Genomic DNA, 19,284 nt, shown 5'->3' on the forward strand with positions numbered 1-19,284 from the left:
ATATTCACATAAGAGAATTTGAGCTATTCACATCTGTTTAACCCTGTTTTATGGATAAAAAAAGTATTATTCACATATAAAAAAAGAAACAAGGTTTTATGTGAATATAGGTCAAGAAGTATTACAGGCACTCAAAGATGAAATAAGCGAACTCGAATATAACAGATATATAAGACATCTCTCTTACGATATAAAAAAATCTACTGCTGATTTGGCTATATTTTACGCACCTAATGCGTTGGTTGTCAACTGGATTAAAAATAAATACAGAGAAAAGATAGCCCACCTTTTTGAAGTAAAAAACGGTTCCAAAGTAAATGTAGAAATAACACTTAAAAACAGTATAGAAAAAAGAAAGACAAAAAAAGCCGTAGAAGTAAAACAAAGCAGCTCTTTGCTAAATCCTTCACACTCTTTTGACAACTTTATGGTCGGAGGATCCAACCAGTTTGCTTATGCTGCTGTAAAAAGTGTCAGTGAAAATGCAGGAAAAGTTTATAATCCTTTGTTTATTTACGGTGGGGTAGGACTAGGTAAAACTCACCTAATGCAGGCAGCCGGCAATGTTTTTCAAAATGAAGGCAAAGTTGTCATATATACAACAGTTGAACAGTTTTTAAATGATTTTATCCGACATGTACGGAACAAAACAATGGAGCGTTTTCAGGAAAAATACCGTAAATGTGATGTACTGCTTATAGATGATATACAGTTTTTAAGTAACAAAGAGGGAATCCAGGAGGAGTTTTTTCACACTTTTGAAGCATTAAAAGGTGCCGGAAAGCAGATTATTCTCACAGCTGACAAACATCCCAAAAAAATCGGAGGTCTTGAAGCCCGTCTGCAAAGCCGGTTTGAATGGGGGCTTGTGGCTGACATACAACCACCGGAATTAGAAACAAAAATAGCCATCATCAAGAAAAAATGTGAAATCAACAAAGTAAAACTCTCCGAAGACATAGTCAACTACATAGCAACCGTCATCGACAGCAATGTAAGAGAAATTGAGGGAATACTTTCCAAACTCCATGCCTATTCACAGCTGATGCATGTTGATATTGATCTGGATTTTACAAAAAATGTACTCAAAGACCAGATGAACGAGAACAGAGCAAACCTTACAATGGAAACCATTACCGAAGTTGTAGCCAAAGATCTCAACATAAAACCGAGTGAAATCCGTTCAAAAGGCAGAAGCAAAAATATTGTGTATGCACGTAGAATTGCCATATATATCTGTCGGGAACTCACACAAAACACAATGCCTCAACTTGCCCAGTATTTTGGCATGAAAGACCATACCGCCATCAGTCATACCATCAAGAAAATCAACAATCTGCTTAAAGATGATGAAGATTTTAAAGTAAAAATTGATGAACTTACAAACAAAATAACATCTATCTCCTGATTTTATTTTAAAAGCATTAAAAAAAAAGATATAATTGTAAAAGTGAATAGATGTGAAAGAAGCCTTAAGCTGTATTCACATCTCAAAAAGTAAGCCTGTGGGTGTTTGAGTTGATTTGTCACATATTCACTCCATACTACTACTACTTACTAAAATTATATAAATATATAGGGATTTAAAAAATGAAAATTACCGTCTCAAAATCTATATTGGAAAATATACTCATTCATGCTGCACCTTTTTTGGAAAAAAAAGATACATCACAGATAACTTCACATGTCTATATGAATGTTTCCGGCTCAAAATTAACACTGAAGGCAACTGATTATGAAATAGGTTTTTTAGTATCAACTGATAATCTAAAAATTGAAGATGAAGGCAGTATTACCGCTAACGGTAAAAAATTTCTCGATATTGTCAGAATATTGAAAGATGATGATATTAATTTGGAAGTAAAAAATGACACTCTTCTTATATCACAGGGACACTCTAATTTCAAACTGCCTACTTTTTCGTATAATGAGTTTCCGGAATTTCCTTCTTATGAAGGAAAACCAAGAATTTCCATCGAATCACACACTCTCATTGAATCTTTAAAAAAAATAACGCCTGCTATAGATACCAACAATCCGAAATTTGAACTTAACGGTGCTTTAATAGATATAAAAAAAGATTCTATAAACTTTGCAGCCACAGATACACGAAGATTGGCAGTTGTTACTCTTAACAACCAAAGTGAGAACGAATTGTCCATCATAATTCCTAAAAAAGCAATTGTTGAAATACAAAAACTCTTTTTTGACAATATCGAACTCTATTATGACGAAACAAATCTTATCATCCATTCAGAACAATATACTTTTTTTACAAAACTCATTAACGGAAAATTCCCTGAATATTCAAGAATCATTCCCAAAGAAACAAACTACAATTTGGTTTTGCCTAAAGCCATTATGATTAATTCTATCAAACAGATTACAACCATATCTACAGATGTAAAACTCACTTTTTTCAATGATACCATCAGTTTTGAAAGTTTGAGCGAAGACAACATCGAAGCAAAAACAGAAATTAGTTACAACACAGGCTTTGATGAACCTTTTTCAATAGCAATCAATTCAAAATATCTACTTGATTTTTTAAATTCTATAAACTCTTCAGAATTTACAATCGGACTCAATGAAGGAAACTTGCCTTTCGTCTTAAAAGATGAAAACTTCATAACAGTGGTCATGCCTATAGTTATCTAAACTGTAGGTTCTTCCTCTCTCCCCATAGCTATAAAACTTATCATAAGATTATTTTAGATAAAATGTCTTCAATTATGCCAAAAATGGCAATGGAGTATTAAATGCAACAAGAATATGGCGCTAGTAATATTAAAGTTCTTAAAGGCTTGGAAGCTGTTCGTAAACGTCCCGGTATGTATATCGGAGATACCGGACATCGCGGTCTGCATCACTTGGTCTATGAAGTTATTGATAACTCTATTGATGAAGCGATGGCAGGGTATTGTGACACTATAACAGTAACACTCACAAAAAACGGTACATGTAAAGTCAGTGACAACGGTCGTGGAATTCCGACAGAGATGCACCCTACCGAAAATATGAGTGCCGCTACTGTTGTTTTAACAGTACTGCATGCCGGTGGTAAATTTGACAAAGATACCTACAAAGTTTCCGGAGGACTGCACGGAGTCGGTGTTTCTGTTGTAAATGCACTCTCTTCTGATTTGCATATGACAATCTACCGTGACGGGAAAATTCATGAACAGGATTTTAAAATGGGGATTCCCCAAGGACCTCTTGAAGTTACCGGAACAACCCGCAAAACCGGTACAACTATTGAATTTGCAGCAGATCCAAGCATCTTTACAGAAACAATAACCTTCGAATACGAATATCTGGCAAAAAGATTTAAAGAACTTGCCTATCTCAATCCTTTTATCACTATAAAATTCAATGATGAAAGAAACGGTACAAAAGAAGTCTATCATTTTGAAGGCGGTATAGCCCAGTATGTAACTGATATGAATAAAAAAGAAATTGTTGCCAATGTCTACAGTTTCAGCGGAAAAGCCGAAGATATAGAGTTTGACATTGCCCTGATGTATAATGACTCCTATGAAGAAAAACTTGCCTCATTCGTCAATAATATTCGCACGCCAAACGGGGGAACACATGAAGCAGGTTTTCGTGCAGGACTTACGCGTGTTATATCAAACTATAATGCCAAAAACGGTGCCGCAAAAGAAAAAGATGTCAAAATTTCCGGAGATGATGTAAAAGAAGGACTGATTACAATTGTTTCTGTCCGTGTTCCGGAACCTCAGTTTGAAGGACAGACAAAAGGAAAACTCGGAAATACCTATGTACGTCCGCTTATTCAAAAAGCAACAGGTGAAGCTCTCAACAAATATTTTGAAGAAAATCCTATAGAGGCCAAAGCAATTGTCAGCAAAGCTCTAATGGCGGCACGCGGTCGTGAAGCGGCTAAAAAAGCAAGAGAATTAACACGTAGAAAAGATTCTATGAGTGTTGGCACGCTTCCGGGAAAGTTGGCTGATTGTCAAAGCAAAGATGCGAGTATCTGTGAACTCTACCTGGTGGAAGGAGATTCTGCAGGCGGTTCTGCAAAAATGGGACGTGACCGTGTTTTTCAGGCAATTTTACCACTTAAAGGTAAGATTTTAAATGTTGAAAAAGCACGGCTTGAAAAGATTTTAAAATCAGATGAAATTACAAACATGATAACAGCTATGGGTTGTGGAATCGGGGAAGAGTACAAAGAAGAAAAACTCCGTTACCATAAAATTATCATCATGACGGATGCTGATGTTGACGGTTCTCATATTCAAACACTTCTGCTAACTTTCTTTTTCAGATATTTTCGTGATATTATTGATAAAGGCTATTTGTACCTTGCGCAACCACCACTCTATCGTTACAAAAAAGGCAAAAAAGAGATCTATTTCAAAGATGATGCCGCTATGAATGAATATCTTATCAGCAACGGTATAGAATCTTTGGAAGTAGACGGAGTAGGAAATAATGATTTAATAGCCTATTTTAAAATGGTTGATCATTATGCTTCTTCGCTTGAAGCCCTCAATCGTCGTTATGCACTTGTAAAACTTATCCGTCATTTTATTGAAAATCCTGACCTAATTGCTTTGCCTGCAAAAGAGATGTTTGTTGAAATAGAGAAATTTTTAAGTTCAATAAATAACAATATTTTAACCTATACCATCAATGAAGAAACAAATGAAATTCATCTTTTTGTTCAGACAGAAACGGGAATGGAAGAGTTACTGATAAATGATGATCTCTTTTCTGCTCCGCATTTTAATGAAGCAAGTTTTGTTTACAAAAAAATAACAGAATGGGATATTCATTTTGACAAAGATATCATAGAAGTACTTGAAGAGATTAAAGACTATGCAAGAAAGGGTGCCTATATCCAACGCTACAAAGGTCTGGGTGAAATGAATCCTGATCAGTTATGGGAAACAACAATGACACCTGAAAACCGTGTGCTTTTACAAATTTCCATAGAAGATGCAGCCGTTGCATCAGATGCATTTACATTGTTTATGGGTGACGAAGTTGAACCTCGTCGTAACTATATCGAAACACATGCAAAAGATGTGAAGCATTTAGACGTATAAATGTTATTGTCCCAAACAAAAGAGAGGGAATACCGTTTTAAGCTTGCACTTAGAATGGCTTTACCTATCTTTGCTCTTATACTTGCTTTCATTTTTCATACACTTATCAGCAATTATACTACACTTGAAATATCATTTTATATAGAAGCTGTTTTACTTTTACTTGTCAGTATCTACTTTATTTTTTTTCTTATATACAAAGGATTTGATGTAAAAATAACAGACAGTGTTACAAAAACATTCAGCAGGGAATATTTATACCAGTTTTTGCAAAAAGAGATAAAACAGAAAAAAGAATATACTCTGATTCTTATAAGTATAGATAATTTAAACGATATAAATTCTCTTTACGGATTAAAAAACGGAGATAAAGTTTTAAAGTATGTTGTTGATTGGATAACAGAGTATTTAAAAAAAGAGGGGATTGAAAATTTTCCTATTGGTCACATTAAAGGCGGTGATTTTATCATAGGACTTGATGGGGCAAAAGACAAATACAGCACTTTGCTGGAACTTATATGTCTAAAATCGAATGATTTGAATGTGGATGATATAGAAATAAAAATATCAGGAGCTATTACAGATACGAGTTATTCAAAAGATTTAAATTACCTCATAGAAAACCTTTTTGATCTTCAAAACAAAAACAAAAATATGAAATACAAAGAAGAAGAGAGTATTAATCCAAATGAATTGGAATTATTGGTCATTGATGCTATTGAAAATAAAAATCTTCTTATTATGTCACAGGCAGTTTATGACAATAAAAACAATGTAGTCTTTAGAGAATGTTATATAAAACTCAAAGGACAAAACAGAAAAATAATTCATCCTAAAACATACTTGAAAGTTATTAACAAACTGGGACTCGGTGTGAGTTTTGATTTGATGGTTTTAGAAGAAATTTTAAAGAACTGCCAATACAGAGAAAATATTTATGCAATCAATGTTTTACCTACATCACTGAGAAATGACAAGTTTCTTTCAAAAACAAAAGAACTTTTAAAAGAATGTTCTGACAAAAAAATAATGTTTGTTTTAAGTGAAATGCAGTATTATTCTTATATAAGCAGATATAATAGTATAATAAAATCATTAAAAGCTTTGGGTGTCCTTATAGCCATAGACAGATTAGGTTCACTGCATACAAGTTTTTTATATTTAAGAGAATTAAATATTGATGTAGTCCGATTTGACACCTATTATTCAAATAAAGAAAAATTAGTTCACAATCGGAATATAATTGATGGTTTTATTGTTATGGCTCATGAAAAAGGTGTAAAAACCTGGATAAAAAACATAGAAGACAAAGAGGTTTACACTGTTGCCAAAGAGATGAAAATTGATTATCTCGAAGGAAAATATCTCTCAGAAATTGAAACTGTTCTAAACTAAAATAAATATTTTAGGAAAGTAGATTTTTTTTGAGCCAGATGAGAGCATCAGATTTAGTGTTAAAAATATTTTGGATTTGTGCCTGATATACTGATTGGAGTATTTTTGAAAACTCTTTTGATGGCTGTAGACCGAGTTCAATTAAATCTTTTCCCCTGATTAAAGGAGAGATTGGTTTATGAAGTACATTGAGTTTTTTTGCTTTTTTGAGTAAGTACTCTGTATCTTTTTTTTTCTTCTGCGTTACATGTAAGTAGTGTGCATAAAATGCAATATCTGTTTTTTGGGCAAGTTTGTATATATCATAATCATTAAAATTGTCTAAATCAAAATCAATTGTATGAAGCTGTAAAACTTTTTCAATTAATTTTTTTTCATTTGTGACTCTCTGTAAAAATGTCTGTGTCTGTATGGTCGAAAACTTTGATGTTATAACAGCCAAAGCAAGTATAACAAACTCTTTATCATTTGTTATTGGCAGCTGTTTTAACATGTCCAAAGAGTTGAAAACTTCTTTATACTCTTGTGTATTTAGAAATGCAAGTTCTTTAAAAAATGAAAATGCTCCTAAGTTTTTAAGAAGATTAAATCCAAGAGACGGTTTGTCTGATTTTAGAAGAAGCTTTTGTAATTCTTGAAAAACTCTTTCTTTTGGAAGCTCTTCAAGAAGTTTTTCTTTTATCATCTCTTTACATGTAAACATAAGAGTTTTATCAAGCTTCATATGGAAGCGGGATGCAAAGACAACGGCACGAAGAACCCGCAAAGGATCCTCTTTAAATTTTTGTTTATCCACAGAACGTAATATTTTTTTATCTAAATCTTCTCTGCCGTGATAAGGATCCAACATTTTTTTACTGACAACATCATAGCCTATGGCATTGATGGTAAAATCTCTTCTGAGTGCAGCTGTTTTAAAATCCAGATTTTTATCAATTTTGATTGTAAAACCCTGATGTCCCGAAGCAATTTTGTTATCTTCTCTTGGCAGAGAAAAATCCAAATCCAAATTTTTATAGTCCATCTTGCATACACCAAAACTCTTTCCTACACTGTTCACATTTCCAAATTCCTGCAAAATTTCTTCCACTTTATCAAGAGAACTGACGCCGTAGAGTTCGATATCAATATCATTTGAAGGAATTCCCAAAAGCGCATCGCGAATATAACCGCCTACAATGACAGGGAGTATATTGTGTCTGTATAATTTGTGAAAAATAGTATCGAGACTCTTTGGATAGGTAATCATACTCTAAGTATATCACTAATTTTACAAGGATATAATAATTATTTGGGTATAATTCGCGAAAAATAGCTGAAAGTAGTCTGAAATGCAGAATTTTCTTCAGCAAATTTTCCAAATAAAGGAAACCCCTAATGCAAAAAATTAGAAATATTGCCGTTATCGCTCACGTTGACCACGGTAAAACTACACTGGTTGATGGGCTCTTGGAGCAATCCGGTACATTCGGTTCTCACGAACAACATGATGAAAGAGCGATGGATAGTAATGACATCGAAAAAGAGCGTGGTATTACGATTCTTTCAAAAAATACAGCTATTCGTTATAAAGATTATAAAATCAATATTATAGATACTCCGGGCCACGCCGATTTTGGTGGGGAAGTTGAACGTGTTCTTAAAATGGTTGATGGTGTTTTGGTGCTTGTTGATGCCTATGAAGGTGTTATGCCTCAAACAAAATTTGTTGTGAAAAAAATGTTGGCACTCGGTAAAATGCCAATTGTTGTTATCAATAAAATTGACAAACCTTCTGCTGATCCTGAGCGTGTTGTAGATGAGATGTTTGACCTTTTTGCAGATATGGGTGCAACAGACGAACAGCAGGATTTTCCTATTATTTATGCAGCGGCTCGTGACGGGATGGCAAAAATGGATATGGATGATCCTGATGGAGATTTTGAGTGTATTTTTGAAACAATCATCAATAAAATTCCTGAACCTGAAGGGGATGCACAAAATCCTCTCCAGGCACAGGTATTTACACTTGATTATGACAACTATGTCGGTAAAATCGGTATCAGTCGTATCTTTAACGGTACTGTTCACAAAGGTGACAATGTTATGCTTGCAAAAGCTGACGGGGAAATGGTCAAAGGAAAGATATCCAAACTTATCGGTTTTCACGGACTCAACCGTATGGAAATAGATGAAGCTGAAGCCGGAGATATTGTTGCATTTGCAGGAATGGAAACTGTTGATGTGGGAGACACTATAGCAGACCCTGTCAATCCTGTTGCACTTGACCCTATGCATGTGGAAGAGCCAACACTTACGGTTGTATTTGCAGTAAATGATTCTCCTTTGGCAGGTAAAGAGGGGAAACACGTAACATCAAACAAGCTTCGTGAAAGACTTGAATTTGAGATGAATACCAATGTTGCTATGCGTCTTGAGGTTGTTGGTGAAGGTAAATTTAAAGTTTCCGGTCGCGGTGAGTTACAAATCACGGTACTTGCCGAAAATATGCGCCGTGAAGATTTTGAATTTTCGATTTCACGCCCGGAAGTTATCACTAAAGAGATTAACGGTGTAAAATGTGAACCGTATGAGCATTTGGTTATTGATGTTCCTGAAGATTTAAGCGGTACGGTAATTGAGCGCTTAGGAAAAAGAAAAGCGGAAATGAAATCAATGCTTCCGATGGGACAGGGTTTTCAGAGAATCGAATTTGAAATTCCGGCACGTGCCTTAATCGGTTTCCGTGGACAGTTTTTGACAGATACAAAAGGTGAGGGTGTGATGAATCACTCTTTCTTGGAATTCCGTCCGTTCTCAGGTGAAGTGGAGTCACGTTCATACGGTGCCCTTGTTTCTATGACATCGGGTTCTACGCTGGCTTTCTCACTTTTTGGTATTCAAGACCGTGGTGTTCTTTTTATCGGTGTGCAGACTGAAGTGTATGAGGGTATGATTATCGGTGAGCATTCTCGTTCAAATGACCTGGTGGTTAATCCTATTAAAGGAAAAGCACAGTCAAATGTCCGTTCAAGCGGTGCTGATGAAGCGATTAAACTTGTACCGCCACGCGATATGTCACTGGAACGTGCATTAGAGTGGATAGAAGATGATGAACTTCTTGAAGTAACACCTAAAAATATTCGTATTCGTAAGAAATTTTTAACAGAGAGTGAAAGAAAACGTCACGCTCGTAAATAAAAAAACTTTACAACTCTTTTTTCCATCCAGTACTCCGGATGGAAAATACTTCCTGATACAAACCCCACATGACCTCCAAATTCACTGACTTCCAGTTCAACAGCAGATGATATTTCATTGTATTTTGGCAATATATCAGGAGGCATAAAAGGGTCATCTTTTGCATGAATAATGAGTGTTGGCGTTGATATGAGTTTTAAAAATTGTCTGCTGCTGGATTTTGTATAATACTCCTGTGCAGAGGAAAAGCCGTGAACAGGTGCTGTGTAGGCATTGTCAAATTCCCAAAAATTTTTTAATTTTTTTATCTCATTTCGCTGCAAAGAAATAATCTGTTTCATATTAAAAGATTCATATTTTTTTTCCAAATCTCTTTTTAAATCTTTTAATAAAATTTTTTGATAAAATTTTGCAAAGCCTTTATTTATGTGTGTAGCACATTTGTCTAAAAGCATCGGTGCAGATACAGCAACAGCGGCAGTAAGTTTACATGTAGAGCCTTTTTCTCCTAAAAGTTTCAGGAGCATATTTGCACCGAGTGAAAATCCGACCGCAAATATCTTTGCCCGGGGATATCTTTTTGAAACAGCCTGTATAAATTCAAAAGCATCTTGCGTATCGCCACTGTGATATGATCTTGGTTTGAGATTTTGTTTACCCGAACAGCCTCTAAAATGCATAACCACACTGTTGAATCCCGCTTCTTTGAGTTCTTTTACTGTTCCTTGAATATAGGGAGATTTATAAGAACCTGCCAATCCGTGAAAGAGTATGACAACAGGAGTCGTTTTTGTATGATTATCAATCTTTTTCCAGTAACATTCGAGAAAATCTCCGTCACTGAGAGTGAATGTTTCTATCTCAAAATTTTTGACAAGAACCTTTCGAAAGAGGCTGGCATAGAGTGTTTGCAGGTGTCTGTTTTTTAATAAAAAAGATGGTTTGAAATTCATTCCCATATCTTATCAAAAATTTATCTACAGATGGATATAATCATACACTCAAATAATCACTTACAAGGGAATTCCATGAACAGAAAACAGATATATAACCCTGACTCAACTGAAAATGTTAATGACAGAAAAGTCTTTGGCGGAAATCCGACAGGTATTTTTGAACTCAACAACATTAAATACCAATGGGCATATAATCTGTGGGAGATGATGCTCAACAACACATGGTTTCCAAAAGAAGTTGATATGACACGGGATGTCAATGATTACAAACAACTCACTGATGCGGAAAAAACAGCCTATGACAAAGCACTTTCTCAGCTTATTTTTATGGATTCTCTACAGACAAACAATTTAATAGACAATGTAAATCCTTATGTGACTGCCCCTGAGATAAATCTTATTTTGGTGCGTCAGTCTTTTGAAGAGGCTCTGCATTCACAAAGTTATGCGGTGATGGTTGACAGCATCTCTACAAATTCGGAAGAGATATATGATCTGTGGCGCAGAGATATGATGCTCAAACACAAAAATGATACGATTGCCGCAGTCTATCAGGAACTGGCAAAAAATCCGACAGATACAAATTTTGTCAAAGCATGTTTTGCAAATCAGATACTTGAAGGCATCTATTTTTACAGTGGTTTTACCTACATCTATACACTGGCACGTTCGGGAAAAATGCTAGGTTCGGCACAGATGATTCGTTTTATTCAGCGGGATGAAGTGACACACCTGGTGCTTTTTCAAAACCTTATTAACACACTCAGAAAAGAGCGATCGGACCTTTTTACCGATGCCCTCAGAGCAGATGTTATAGAGATGTTTAAAGAAGCTGTCAAGCTTGAGACCGAGTGGGGCAAATATATCACGCAGGGACAGATTTTAGGTTTGACAGACGGGATTGTTGAGCAGTATATTCAGTATCTTGCCGATGACAGATTAAACTCTGTCGGTTTTGACAAGCTGTACAATGTCTCCAACCCTATCAAATGGGTAGATGACTTTGCAAAATTCAATGACCAGAAAACAAACTTCTTTGAAGGCACTGTAACAAATTACTCAAAAGGCAGCCTTTCGTTTGATGATGACTTCTAGTTAAATTATGATAAAATATGTCCATTCGCTTTAAATGGACATAAAAAATGAAACAAATACTCTCTCTTGATTTAGGAATTACATCTGTTGGTTACTCAGTTATACAAGAACATGAAACAGACAAATATTCTCTTGTAGATTATGGGGTTAGCATGTTTGATAAACCAACTGATAAAGATGGCAATTCAAAAAAACTTCTGCATTCTCAAGCACTGAGTGCAAAAAAACTCCATAAACTTAGAAAACAACGAAAACAAAAGTTAGCTTCTCTTTTTGAAAAATATAATCTTGGAAACAGACAAGAATTATTAGAACAAGAAAAAAATAATATTTATAAAAACAAATGGGAACTCCATGGAAAAACAGTATTTGAAAAAAAGTTGAGTATTGGTGAAATTTTTACTATTTTATATCATATAGCAAAACATCGAGGGTATAAGTCACTTGACAGCGGGGATTTACTTGAAGAGTTATGTGACTCTTTAGGCATAGAAACAGAGGCTAACAAATCAAAAAAAGATGATGAGCGAGGGCAAATAAAACAGGCACTAAAAAATATTGAAGCACTGCGTGAGAAACATTCACAAAAAACAGTAGCGCAAATTATTTATGAGTTAGAAAACAAAAAAGAGAATCCTATATTTCGCAATCACGACAATTATAATTATATGATACGCCGTGAGTATATAAATGATGAAATAAGAAAAATTATTAAAGTTCAGGATGCTTTTGGTGCGTTTGACAATAATTTGGATAGTGATGCTTTTGTAAATGATGTTGTAGCTGTAATAGATGACCAAAAAGAATCAACAAATGACCTGTCGTTGTTTGGAAAATGTGAATACTATTCAGAATATTATGTAGCGCATCAGTATTCTTTACTAAGTGATATTTTTAAGATGTATCAAGCTGTTGCAAACATTACATTTAACAAAGAAAAGATAAAAATTACCAAAGAACAGATTGCTCTTGTTGCCCAAGATTTTTTAGATAAAGTGAAAAATGCAAAGAGTGTCAAAGATATTAAATACAAAGATATTCGTAAGATTTTAAAATTAGATGATAATGTAAAAATTTTTAATAAAGATGATAGCTATCTAAGTAGAGGAAAAACACAGGAAAACAGTATAGTAAAATTTCATTTTGTAGATACTCTCTCTAAAATAGATAAAAGTTTTGTGAAAGATATTTTTTCCAGCGATGAAAGTTATGCGCTGATGCGTGAGATATTTGATGTGCTGCATTATGAAAAATCTCCTAAGTTAATTTATGAGCAACTAAAAAATAAAATTAGCAATGAACAGGTAATTATTGATTTGATTCGTAATAAAAAAGGAAATTCTTTAAATATTTCTTCTTTTGCTATGTTGCAACTGCTTCCTTATTTTGAAGAGGGGTTGACATTAGATGAGATTAAGCAAAAGCTTGGACTCCAAAGGCAAGAAGATTATGCTGAGTATAAAAAAGGAATAAAATATCTTCATATCACAAGTTATGAAAAAGATGATGATTTAGAAATAAATAATCATCCTGTCAAATATGCTGTTAGTGCAGCTTTACGTGTTGTCAAATATCTTCATGCAAAATATGGAGCTTTCGATGAGATAAAAGTAGAAAGCACAAGAGAATTGAGCTTGAATGAAAAGGCTAAAAAAGAGATAGAAAAAGCCAACAGAGCATTTGAAAAAGAGATACAACAGATAGTAGAAAATACCGAGTATCAAAAGATAGCGCAAAGCTACGGAAAAAATCTTCATAAATATGCCCGTAAAATATTGATGTGGGAAGAGCAAGAGCGATTCGATATTTACAGTGGTAAAAGTATAGGAATAACAGATATTTTTTCTAACAATGTAGATATTGACCATATAGTTCCAAGAAGTTTGGGTGGGCTTAGTGTCAAACATAATTTTGTATTAATACATCGTGATGAAAATCTTCAAAAATCCAATCAACTGCCAATGAATTATGTAGCAGATAAAGAAACATATAAAAACAGAGTAGAGCATCTTTTTCATGAACATAAAATTAATTGGAAAAAAAGAAAGAATCTTTTAGCCAACAATCTTGATGAGATATATAAAGATACATTTGAATCGAAATCTCTACGGGCAACAAGCTATATTGAAGCTTTGACGGCACAAGTTTTGAAGCGTTATTATCCCTTTCAAGATGTAAAAAAATTAAAAGATGGCTCTGCTGTAAGACATTTACAAGGGAGAGCAACTTCAAATATTCGCAAAGTATTGGGTGTAAAGACAAAAAATAGAGAGACAAACATACATCATGCAATAGATGCTATTTTAATTGGAGTAACAAATCATTCTTGGTTACAAAAACTCTCAAATACTTTCAGAGAAAATTTTGGACGTATTAATGATGAAGCACGTAAAAACATCAAAAAAGCACTGCCCTATATGGATGGTTTAGAGATAAAAGATTTGGTGAAGGAGATAGAATCGCAATATAACAGTTTTGGAGAGGATTCTATCTTTTACAAGGATATTTGGGGAAAAGTAAAAACAGTTAATTTTTGGGTTTCAAAAAAACCAATGAGTTCAAAAGTACATAAAGATACTATTTATGCAAAAAAAGATGATGGTATTTATACCGTCAGAGAAAATATTATTGCAAAATTTATAGGGCTTAAAGTCACACCAATGACATCACCAGAAGAGTTTATTAAAAAATTTCATAAAGATATATTACAAAAGATGTATAGTTTTAAAACAAACCCTCATGATATTATTTGTAAGATTGTAGAACAAAGAGCTGAAGAAATTAAAGAGTTGCTTTGGAATTTTGAATTTTTGGATGTTAAAAATAAAGAGCAGATGAGTGAAGCAAAAACAAAACTTGAGTTACTTATACATAAAGCTTTAGTGGACAATAATGGAAATATTATTCGTAAAGTAAAGTTTTATCAGACAAATCTCCCCGGTTTTAATATCCGTGGCGGACTTGCAACAAAAGAAAAAACTTTTATAGGTTTTAGAGCCTATAAAAATGGTGAAAAGTTAGAATATGATCGTATTGATGTAGCAAATTTTGCAAAGATACAAAAAAATAATGACGGAAGTTTTAAGGCGTATAAAAATGATGTTGTTTTCTTTGTTTACAAGAATGGAAGCTTTAGAGGTGGTCAAATAGTCAGTTATATTAAAAAGTCTTCAGGTAGTAAATTATGTGCATTTTTAAATCCAAGATTTCCAACTGCAAGTGAATATCAACCATCTTCATTTTGTAAAATTGAAAAAGGGAAACATTCAGGAGCAAAACAACAGAGTATTGGTTCTGCTATAGGAATTATAAAACTACATCTTGATATATTGGGAAATATAAAATCATATCAGATTTTAGGTAATGCTGAGAGTCAAATTTTGAACGAGATAAAGAGTATAGTGAGTCAATAATGGGTTTTAAAGTTTTACATCTCACACGACCATGTAAGATAAAAATTCAAAATGCTAATATGCATCTCTATTTTTATGATGACGCAAATGAAGTAAAAGTTACACTGCGTGATATAGATTTTCTTCTTTTCGATAATACACAGTTCTCTATAACTGGGGCAACCTTACAACTTTTAGCACAGTCAAATATTGCGACACTGTTTATAGACGAAGTGTATCATCCTTGTGCTATTCTTACACCATATCATCAACACTCAACGATGAGCGAAATAGCACATGCTCAAGTGTCGTTAGATGTTACATTTAAAAGTAAATCTTGGCAAAATATCATTATATCAAAAGTGAAAAATCAAGCAGAAGTTCTTGCTTTTATGTCTTTAGACACTGCTAATGAATTGCGAGAGTTTGCAAAAAAAGTGACTTTGTATGATGCAAATCAAGATGAAGCACAGGCTGCAAGACTCTATTGGAAATCACTTTTTAATATGCAAACTTTTAGACGTGAACAAGGCAGTGAAGATATTGTCAATGTGATGCTTAATTATGTTTATGCAATAGTACGTGCTTGTATTGCAAGAGATGTAAGTGTGAGTGGTATGCTACCGGTTTTTGGCATTTGGCATAAAAATAAGTATAATGCCTTTGCCTTAGTGGATGATTTGATGGAACCCTTTCGTCCTGTATGTGATTTATATGTTAAATTGTTACTCAATAAAAAATATCATGCTGCCAATAATCTTAGCACAAATATTAAACGAGATTTGATTGCTATTTTAAACAAAGAGTATTTAATTATAAATGATGGTGTTTCGACTGTGATAACAGCCATTGGCCTGTTTGTACGAGAGTATAAGAAATCTATGATGATGCAAAGTGCAGAAACACTTATTTTTCCAAGAATCAATACAGAGAAATTTTACAATGAGTTCTTTTAGAGTTATGTGGCTAATGATAATGTTTGATCTTCCGACAAAAAGTAAAAAAGATAAAAAACGGTACCATTGGTTTCACAAGGAATTGGAAAAAGAGGGATATATGATGTTGCAATATTCTGTATACGGAAAGATTTTTGCTTCTTCTGACTCTGCAAAGTATGGAAAAAAACGTATAAAAGATTTTATAGATAGAAATATAAAGCATGGAAACATACGCATACTGATGTTTACAGATAAACAGTTCTCAAGTATGGAGATAATTATTGGTGAGGAAAGTATTGAAGAAAAGAATGAGCCAAAGCAATTGCTACTCTTTTAAAATGGAGCATAGCCGAAGCTATGCTCTAAAGTCAGCTACCATTTGGTAGCCTTAGTTTAATACCCCTATTAAACTTGTGTGTCATACAACAGAAATATTGTATCTAAAATTATCAAAAAACGCAAAAAATGTGTAAAAAATGCAACTTTTTGTAAATATTTATCGGTTTTAATACCCCTACAAACTTGCGTGTGATACAATTTCATCAAATTTTTCTTTTAAGTCTGCATCGTTTTAATACCCCTACAAACTTGCGTGTGATACAATTAAGCGTTCTTTATAATCCATCTGATTCAGGTTTTAATACCCCTACAAACTTGCGTGTGATACAAATATGTTATAATTGCTTTTATGATAAAACCACAACAAAAAGTTATAAAATTTTTAGATGTTAAGTATATTGCTAAAAAGAAGAATTGATTAATGTTAGACTACACCCTTTGTTCTCTCTTGTTTGAAACGACACAGAGTTATGAAAATAATTTACAGACACTTTTGGCACTCATTACACAAACAGAAAAAAATACCATTATAGTTGCACCTGAAGTGTGTTTGACTTCTTATGATTATGAGCGTATGGATGCAATGCTTGCCTTTGCGCCACGAGCCACTGAGGCACTGAAAAAAGTTTCTCATAACAAAATTATTGTTTTGACAATGTTGGAAGAAAAAGAGGGGAAAGTCTATAACTTTGCCAAAGTTTTTTATAACGGAGAAGTGGTCTTTCAAAGAGCAAAAGCCAAACTTTTTAAATTTGGCGATGAAGACAAATACATGCATGCAGGCAGTGAAAAAGATTTTAAAATAGTGGAAGTTGCCGGCATTAAGTTAGCCGTGTTTGTTTGTTTTGAACTGCGTTTTAAAGAGCTGTGGTGCAAGAGCGAAGGTGCAGATGTGATTGCTGTGCCTTCTTGGTGGGGTGCTTTGCGACGCGAACATTTCAAAATCCTCACGCAGTCACTTGCTCTTATAAATCAGTGTTATGTTGTGGCAAGTGACAGTGCAAACGAAGAGTGCACGGCAATGAGTGGTATTATCACCCCGCAGGGTGAAGCGTTTAGAAACATAAGCAAGCCTTGTTTGAAAATGCAATACAAGAAAAAAGAGATAAGAGTGATGAGAAGATATATGGATGTGGGGATAGAATAATTTGGACAGAATAACAGCGACAAAAACAGCCCGTTTGGCACAAGAGTGCAGTGCACAGTTTCCTTTAAGTGAAGAAGTAAAAAAAGCGATTGCGGCTACAAACAGAGAAGCCTTTGTTCCAACTGGTTTTAAGCATAATGCCTATAAACTCGATGCTTTGCCTATAGGGGCCAATCAGTATATCAGCTCTCCTTTGACGGTTGCAAAGATGACGGAGTATCTCTTTCCCCGAGGAGCAGACAGAGTTTTAGAAGTTGGCTGTGGCAGTGGATACCAGGCTGCTGTACTTTCACATCTTTTTCGCGGTGTATTTACCATAGAACGCATAGAATCTTTGATACTTGAAGCAAAAAAAAGGTTTCGTGAGCTTGGTATAAACAATGTCCATGCCCGTACAGATGACGGACAAAACGGCTGGATTCAATATGCGCCTTATGACAGAATTCTTTTTTCTGCAACAGCGAAAGAGATTCCAAAAAAACTCTTTGAACAGTTGGCTGAGGGGGGAATTCTTGTTGCCCCTTTGCAAAAAGGGAACAAACAGGTTATTACCCGTTTTATAAAAAACGGGGAGCATATTGAAGAAGAAGAGCTTGAAGAGTGTGATTTTGTTCCTATACTTGACGGGGTACTCAAGTAGCTTTTTAAAGCTTTTTATAGTAGAATAGTAGTAATTTAATTGAGGGCATAATCATGGAAGAGATGTATGGCATAAAGTATACGAAGCCAGAAGTTGTTTTGCTGCAAGATACCGGTATTGGTGTAGCAGAAACAGCTGCGCGTACATGTTATGACAGTTTTGGCAACAGTGAAAATGAGATTGTTCAAGAGATTGAAAAGGTACTTCCTGATACGAAAATGTGTGAATCTTTGAACAATATAGAAGAGTCACAGCTGCTTGATGATTTGGCATGGACCTATTTTCACCACTCTATTTTGGAACATGCCAATTTGAGTTATCTTATCCGTGGGACAAGCCGAGGGGTTTTACAAGAACATGCAAGACACCGTATACAGGCAATCAGTGTAAGAAGTACACGCTATACTATGAGTTCTTTGATTAATGCTTTTGTTGCTGCAAAACACTCAGGAGAGAGAGAATTTTTTATAGAAAAGGTTTTGGGTTTTGATATGTTTGTCACTGCCGATGAAGCCTATAACAGACTTGAAATCAGCGCAATGTATGAGAAACTTGATTTTCAGTCAAAAAAAGTAGATAATTTTTACGAACTTGCTGTTGCAAAAAGTTCTCTTCCTCTTTTGAAAGAATTTCAAGGCAAGCCTCAAAAACTTTATGATGCTTTGCAGACCGGAAAAAAGAAGAGAAATGTAGGTGATGCTTTTAAACACATCATTACAGATAATGTCAAAGTTGACATGGTAGTGACATTTAATCTCAGAAGTTTGAAAAACTATCTTACATTGCGCGACAGCGGTGCTGCCTATTTTCAAATACGCTGGCTGGCTCAGGAGATGATGAAAGTCACTCCAAAAAAATATCTTGATTTGATTATCAAGAAAAAATAGGATTTTTTATGATTAAGATTTCAATACTTACAATACTTTTTTTGACAGGATGTTCCAACATTACTATAACAGCGGCCATGTGTGACAAAATTCAAAGTGATCCCACTGCCACAATTCCCCAAGAGTGCCGAGACTATAGTGAAAAAGAGGCAGATAAGGCATTTAATAAAGTCGTGAACGAGAAAAAAGTTTCTGACTCAGATTTAGAATTTCATAAAGAAAAGTAGTATAATTCCA

15 protein-coding genes are annotated in these 19,284 nt (G+C 34.3%); 13 read left to right on the plus strand and 2 right to left on the minus strand.

Features of this window, described 5'->3' with window-relative positions:
- Nucleotides 1–100: 100 nt before the first annotated feature.
- The 4 genes from dnaA (at nt 101) to FJR45_RS00020 (ending at nt 6,473) form a co-directional block, all read left to right on the plus strand.
- Nucleotides 101–1,408, plus strand: coding sequence for a chromosomal replication initiator protein DnaA (gene dnaA / locus FJR45_RS00005; protein WP_193150788.1), 1,308 nt, complete (start codon nt 101–103; stop codon nt 1,406–1,408).
- 182 nt (nt 1,409–1,590) lie between these two features.
- The gene (gene dnaN / locus FJR45_RS00010) at nt 1,591–2,658 is read left to right on the plus strand and encodes a DNA polymerase III subunit beta (protein WP_193150789.1); all 1,068 of its coding nucleotides are present in this window, start codon (nt 1,591–1,593) and stop codon (nt 2,656–2,658) included.
- Nucleotides 2,659–2,759: 101 nt separating this feature from the next.
- Entirely contained in the window at nt 2,760–5,078 is a 2,319-nt protein-coding gene (gene gyrB, locus FJR45_RS00015; RefSeq protein WP_193150790.1) for a DNA topoisomerase (ATP-hydrolyzing) subunit B, read from the plus strand.
- Nucleotides 5,079–6,473 carry a bifunctional diguanylate cyclase/phosphodiesterase gene (locus FJR45_RS00020; RefSeq protein WP_193150791.1) on the plus strand — a complete coding sequence of 465 codons (1,395 nt, stop codon included), beginning with the start codon at nt 5,079–5,081 and terminating at the stop codon, nt 6,471–6,473.
- Between the two features lie 10 nt (nt 6,474–6,483).
- Here the strand turns inward: FJR45_RS00020 and FJR45_RS00025 are convergent, their stop codons facing one another.
- A complete protein-coding gene (locus FJR45_RS00025) occupies nt 6,484–7,722 on the minus strand; it encodes a CCA tRNA nucleotidyltransferase (protein WP_193150792.1) in 1,239 nt (412 codons plus the stop codon).
- 128 nt (nt 7,723–7,850) lie between these two features.
- Between FJR45_RS00025 and typA the strand changes: the two genes are divergently transcribed.
- The gene (typA, locus tag FJR45_RS00030; protein ID WP_193150793.1) at nt 7,851–9,653 is read left to right on the plus strand and encodes a translational GTPase TypA; all 1,803 of its coding nucleotides are present in this window, start codon (nt 7,851–7,853) and stop codon (nt 9,651–9,653) included.
- Here the strand turns inward: typA and FJR45_RS00035 are convergent.
- Nucleotides 9,638–10,606 carry a hydrolase gene (locus tag FJR45_RS00035; protein ID WP_193150794.1) on the minus strand — a complete coding sequence of 323 codons (969 nt, stop codon included), beginning with the start codon at nt 10,604–10,606 and terminating at the stop codon, nt 9,638–9,640. The two genes, typA and FJR45_RS00035, sit on opposite strands and share 16 nt — an antisense overlap.
- Before the next feature lie 75 nt (nt 10,607–10,681).
- On the opposite strand from FJR45_RS00035, the gene FJR45_RS00040 reads away from it, so the two are divergent.
- The 8 genes from FJR45_RS00040 (at nt 10,682) to FJR45_RS00075 (ending at nt 19,274) form a co-directional block, all read left to right on the plus strand.
- The gene (locus FJR45_RS00040; RefSeq protein WP_193150795.1) at nt 10,682–11,704 is read left to right on the plus strand and encodes a ribonucleotide-diphosphate reductase subunit beta; all 1,023 of its coding nucleotides are present in this window, start codon (nt 10,682–10,684) and stop codon (nt 11,702–11,704) included.
- A gap of 47 nt (nt 11,705–11,751) precedes the next feature.
- On the plus strand, nt 11,752–15,117 hold the full coding sequence (cas9, locus tag FJR45_RS00045) for a type II CRISPR RNA-guided endonuclease Cas9 (protein WP_193150796.1): 3,366 nt from the start codon (nt 11,752–11,754) through the stop codon (nt 15,115–15,117).
- Nucleotides 15,117–16,052, plus strand: a complete 936-nt coding sequence (gene cas1, locus FJR45_RS00050; protein WP_193150797.1) for a type II CRISPR-associated endonuclease Cas1 — start codon at nt 15,117–15,119, stop codon at nt 16,050–16,052. Before cas9 ends, cas1 begins: the two co-directional genes overlap by 1 nt.
- Nucleotides 16,039–16,371 (plus strand): CRISPR-associated endonuclease Cas2, encoded by a 333-nt coding sequence (cas2, locus tag FJR45_RS00055; protein WP_193150798.1) that lies wholly within the window; start codon nt 16,039–16,041, stop codon nt 16,369–16,371. Before cas1 ends, cas2 begins: the two co-directional genes overlap by 14 nt.
- A gap of 423 nt (nt 16,372–16,794) precedes the next feature.
- Entirely contained in the window at nt 16,795–17,520 is a 726-nt protein-coding gene (locus FJR45_RS00060) for a carbon-nitrogen hydrolase family protein (protein ID WP_193150799.1), read from the plus strand.
- A 1-nt stretch (nt 17,521) separates the two neighbouring features.
- Entirely contained in the window at nt 17,522–18,160 is a 639-nt protein-coding gene (locus FJR45_RS00065; RefSeq protein WP_193150800.1) for a protein-L-isoaspartate(D-aspartate) O-methyltransferase, read from the plus strand.
- 53 nt (nt 18,161–18,213) lie between these two features.
- On the plus strand, nt 18,214–19,047 hold the full coding sequence (locus FJR45_RS00070) for an FAD-dependent thymidylate synthase (RefSeq protein WP_193150801.1): 834 nt from the start codon (nt 18,214–18,216) through the stop codon (nt 19,045–19,047).
- Nucleotides 19,048–19,055: 8 nt separating this feature from the next.
- Nucleotides 19,056–19,274, plus strand: a complete 219-nt coding sequence (locus tag FJR45_RS00075; RefSeq protein WP_193150802.1) for a hypothetical protein — start codon at nt 19,056–19,058, stop codon at nt 19,272–19,274.
- Nucleotides 19,275–19,284 lie beyond the last annotated feature (10 nt).

Origin of the sequence: Sulfurimonas sediminis (genome assembly GCF_014905115.1) — a bacterium.
Taxonomy (GTDB): Bacteria; Campylobacterota; Campylobacteria; order Campylobacterales; family Sulfurimonadaceae; genus Sulfurimonas; species Sulfurimonas sediminis.

Bases quoted from the DNA above. Each gene is read 5' to 3' on its own strand.
- cas1 (WP_193150797.1), top strand. From the start codon at position 15,117: ATGGGTTTTAAAGTTTTACATCTCACACGACCATGTAAGATAAAAATT.
- FJR45_RS00025 (WP_193150792.1), bottom strand. From the start codon at position 7,722: ATGATTACCTATCCAAAGAGTCTCGATACTATTTTTCACAAATTATAC.
- gyrB (WP_193150790.1), top strand. From the start codon at position 2,760: ATGCAACAAGAATATGGCGCTAGTAATATTAAAGTTCTTAAAGGCTTG.
- typA (WP_193150793.1), top strand. From the start codon at position 7,851: ATGCAAAAAATTAGAAATATTGCCGTTATCGCTCACGTTGACCACGGT.
- FJR45_RS00020 (WP_193150791.1), top strand. From the start codon at position 5,079: ATGTTATTGTCCCAAACAAAAGAGAGGGAATACCGTTTTAAGCTTGCA.
- FJR45_RS00035 (WP_193150794.1), bottom strand. From the start codon at position 10,606: ATGAATTTCAAACCATCTTTTTTATTAAAAAACAGACACCTGCAAACA.
- FJR45_RS00060 (WP_193150799.1), top strand. From the start codon at position 16,795: ATGTTAGACTACACCCTTTGTTCTCTCTTGTTTGAAACGACACAGAGT.
- FJR45_RS00075 (WP_193150802.1), top strand. From the start codon at position 19,056: ATGATTAAGATTTCAATACTTACAATACTTTTTTTGACAGGATGTTCC.
- dnaN (WP_193150789.1), top strand. From the start codon at position 1,591: ATGAAAATTACCGTCTCAAAATCTATATTGGAAAATATACTCATTCAT.
- cas9 (WP_193150796.1), top strand. From the start codon at position 11,752: ATGAAACAAATACTCTCTCTTGATTTAGGAATTACATCTGTTGGTTAC.
- FJR45_RS00040 (WP_193150795.1), top strand. From the start codon at position 10,682: ATGAACAGAAAACAGATATATAACCCTGACTCAACTGAAAATGTTAAT.
- cas2 (WP_193150798.1), top strand. From the start codon at position 16,039: ATGAGTTCTTTTAGAGTTATGTGGCTAATGATAATGTTTGATCTTCCG.
- FJR45_RS00070 (WP_193150801.1), top strand. From the start codon at position 18,214: ATGGAAGAGATGTATGGCATAAAGTATACGAAGCCAGAAGTTGTTTTG.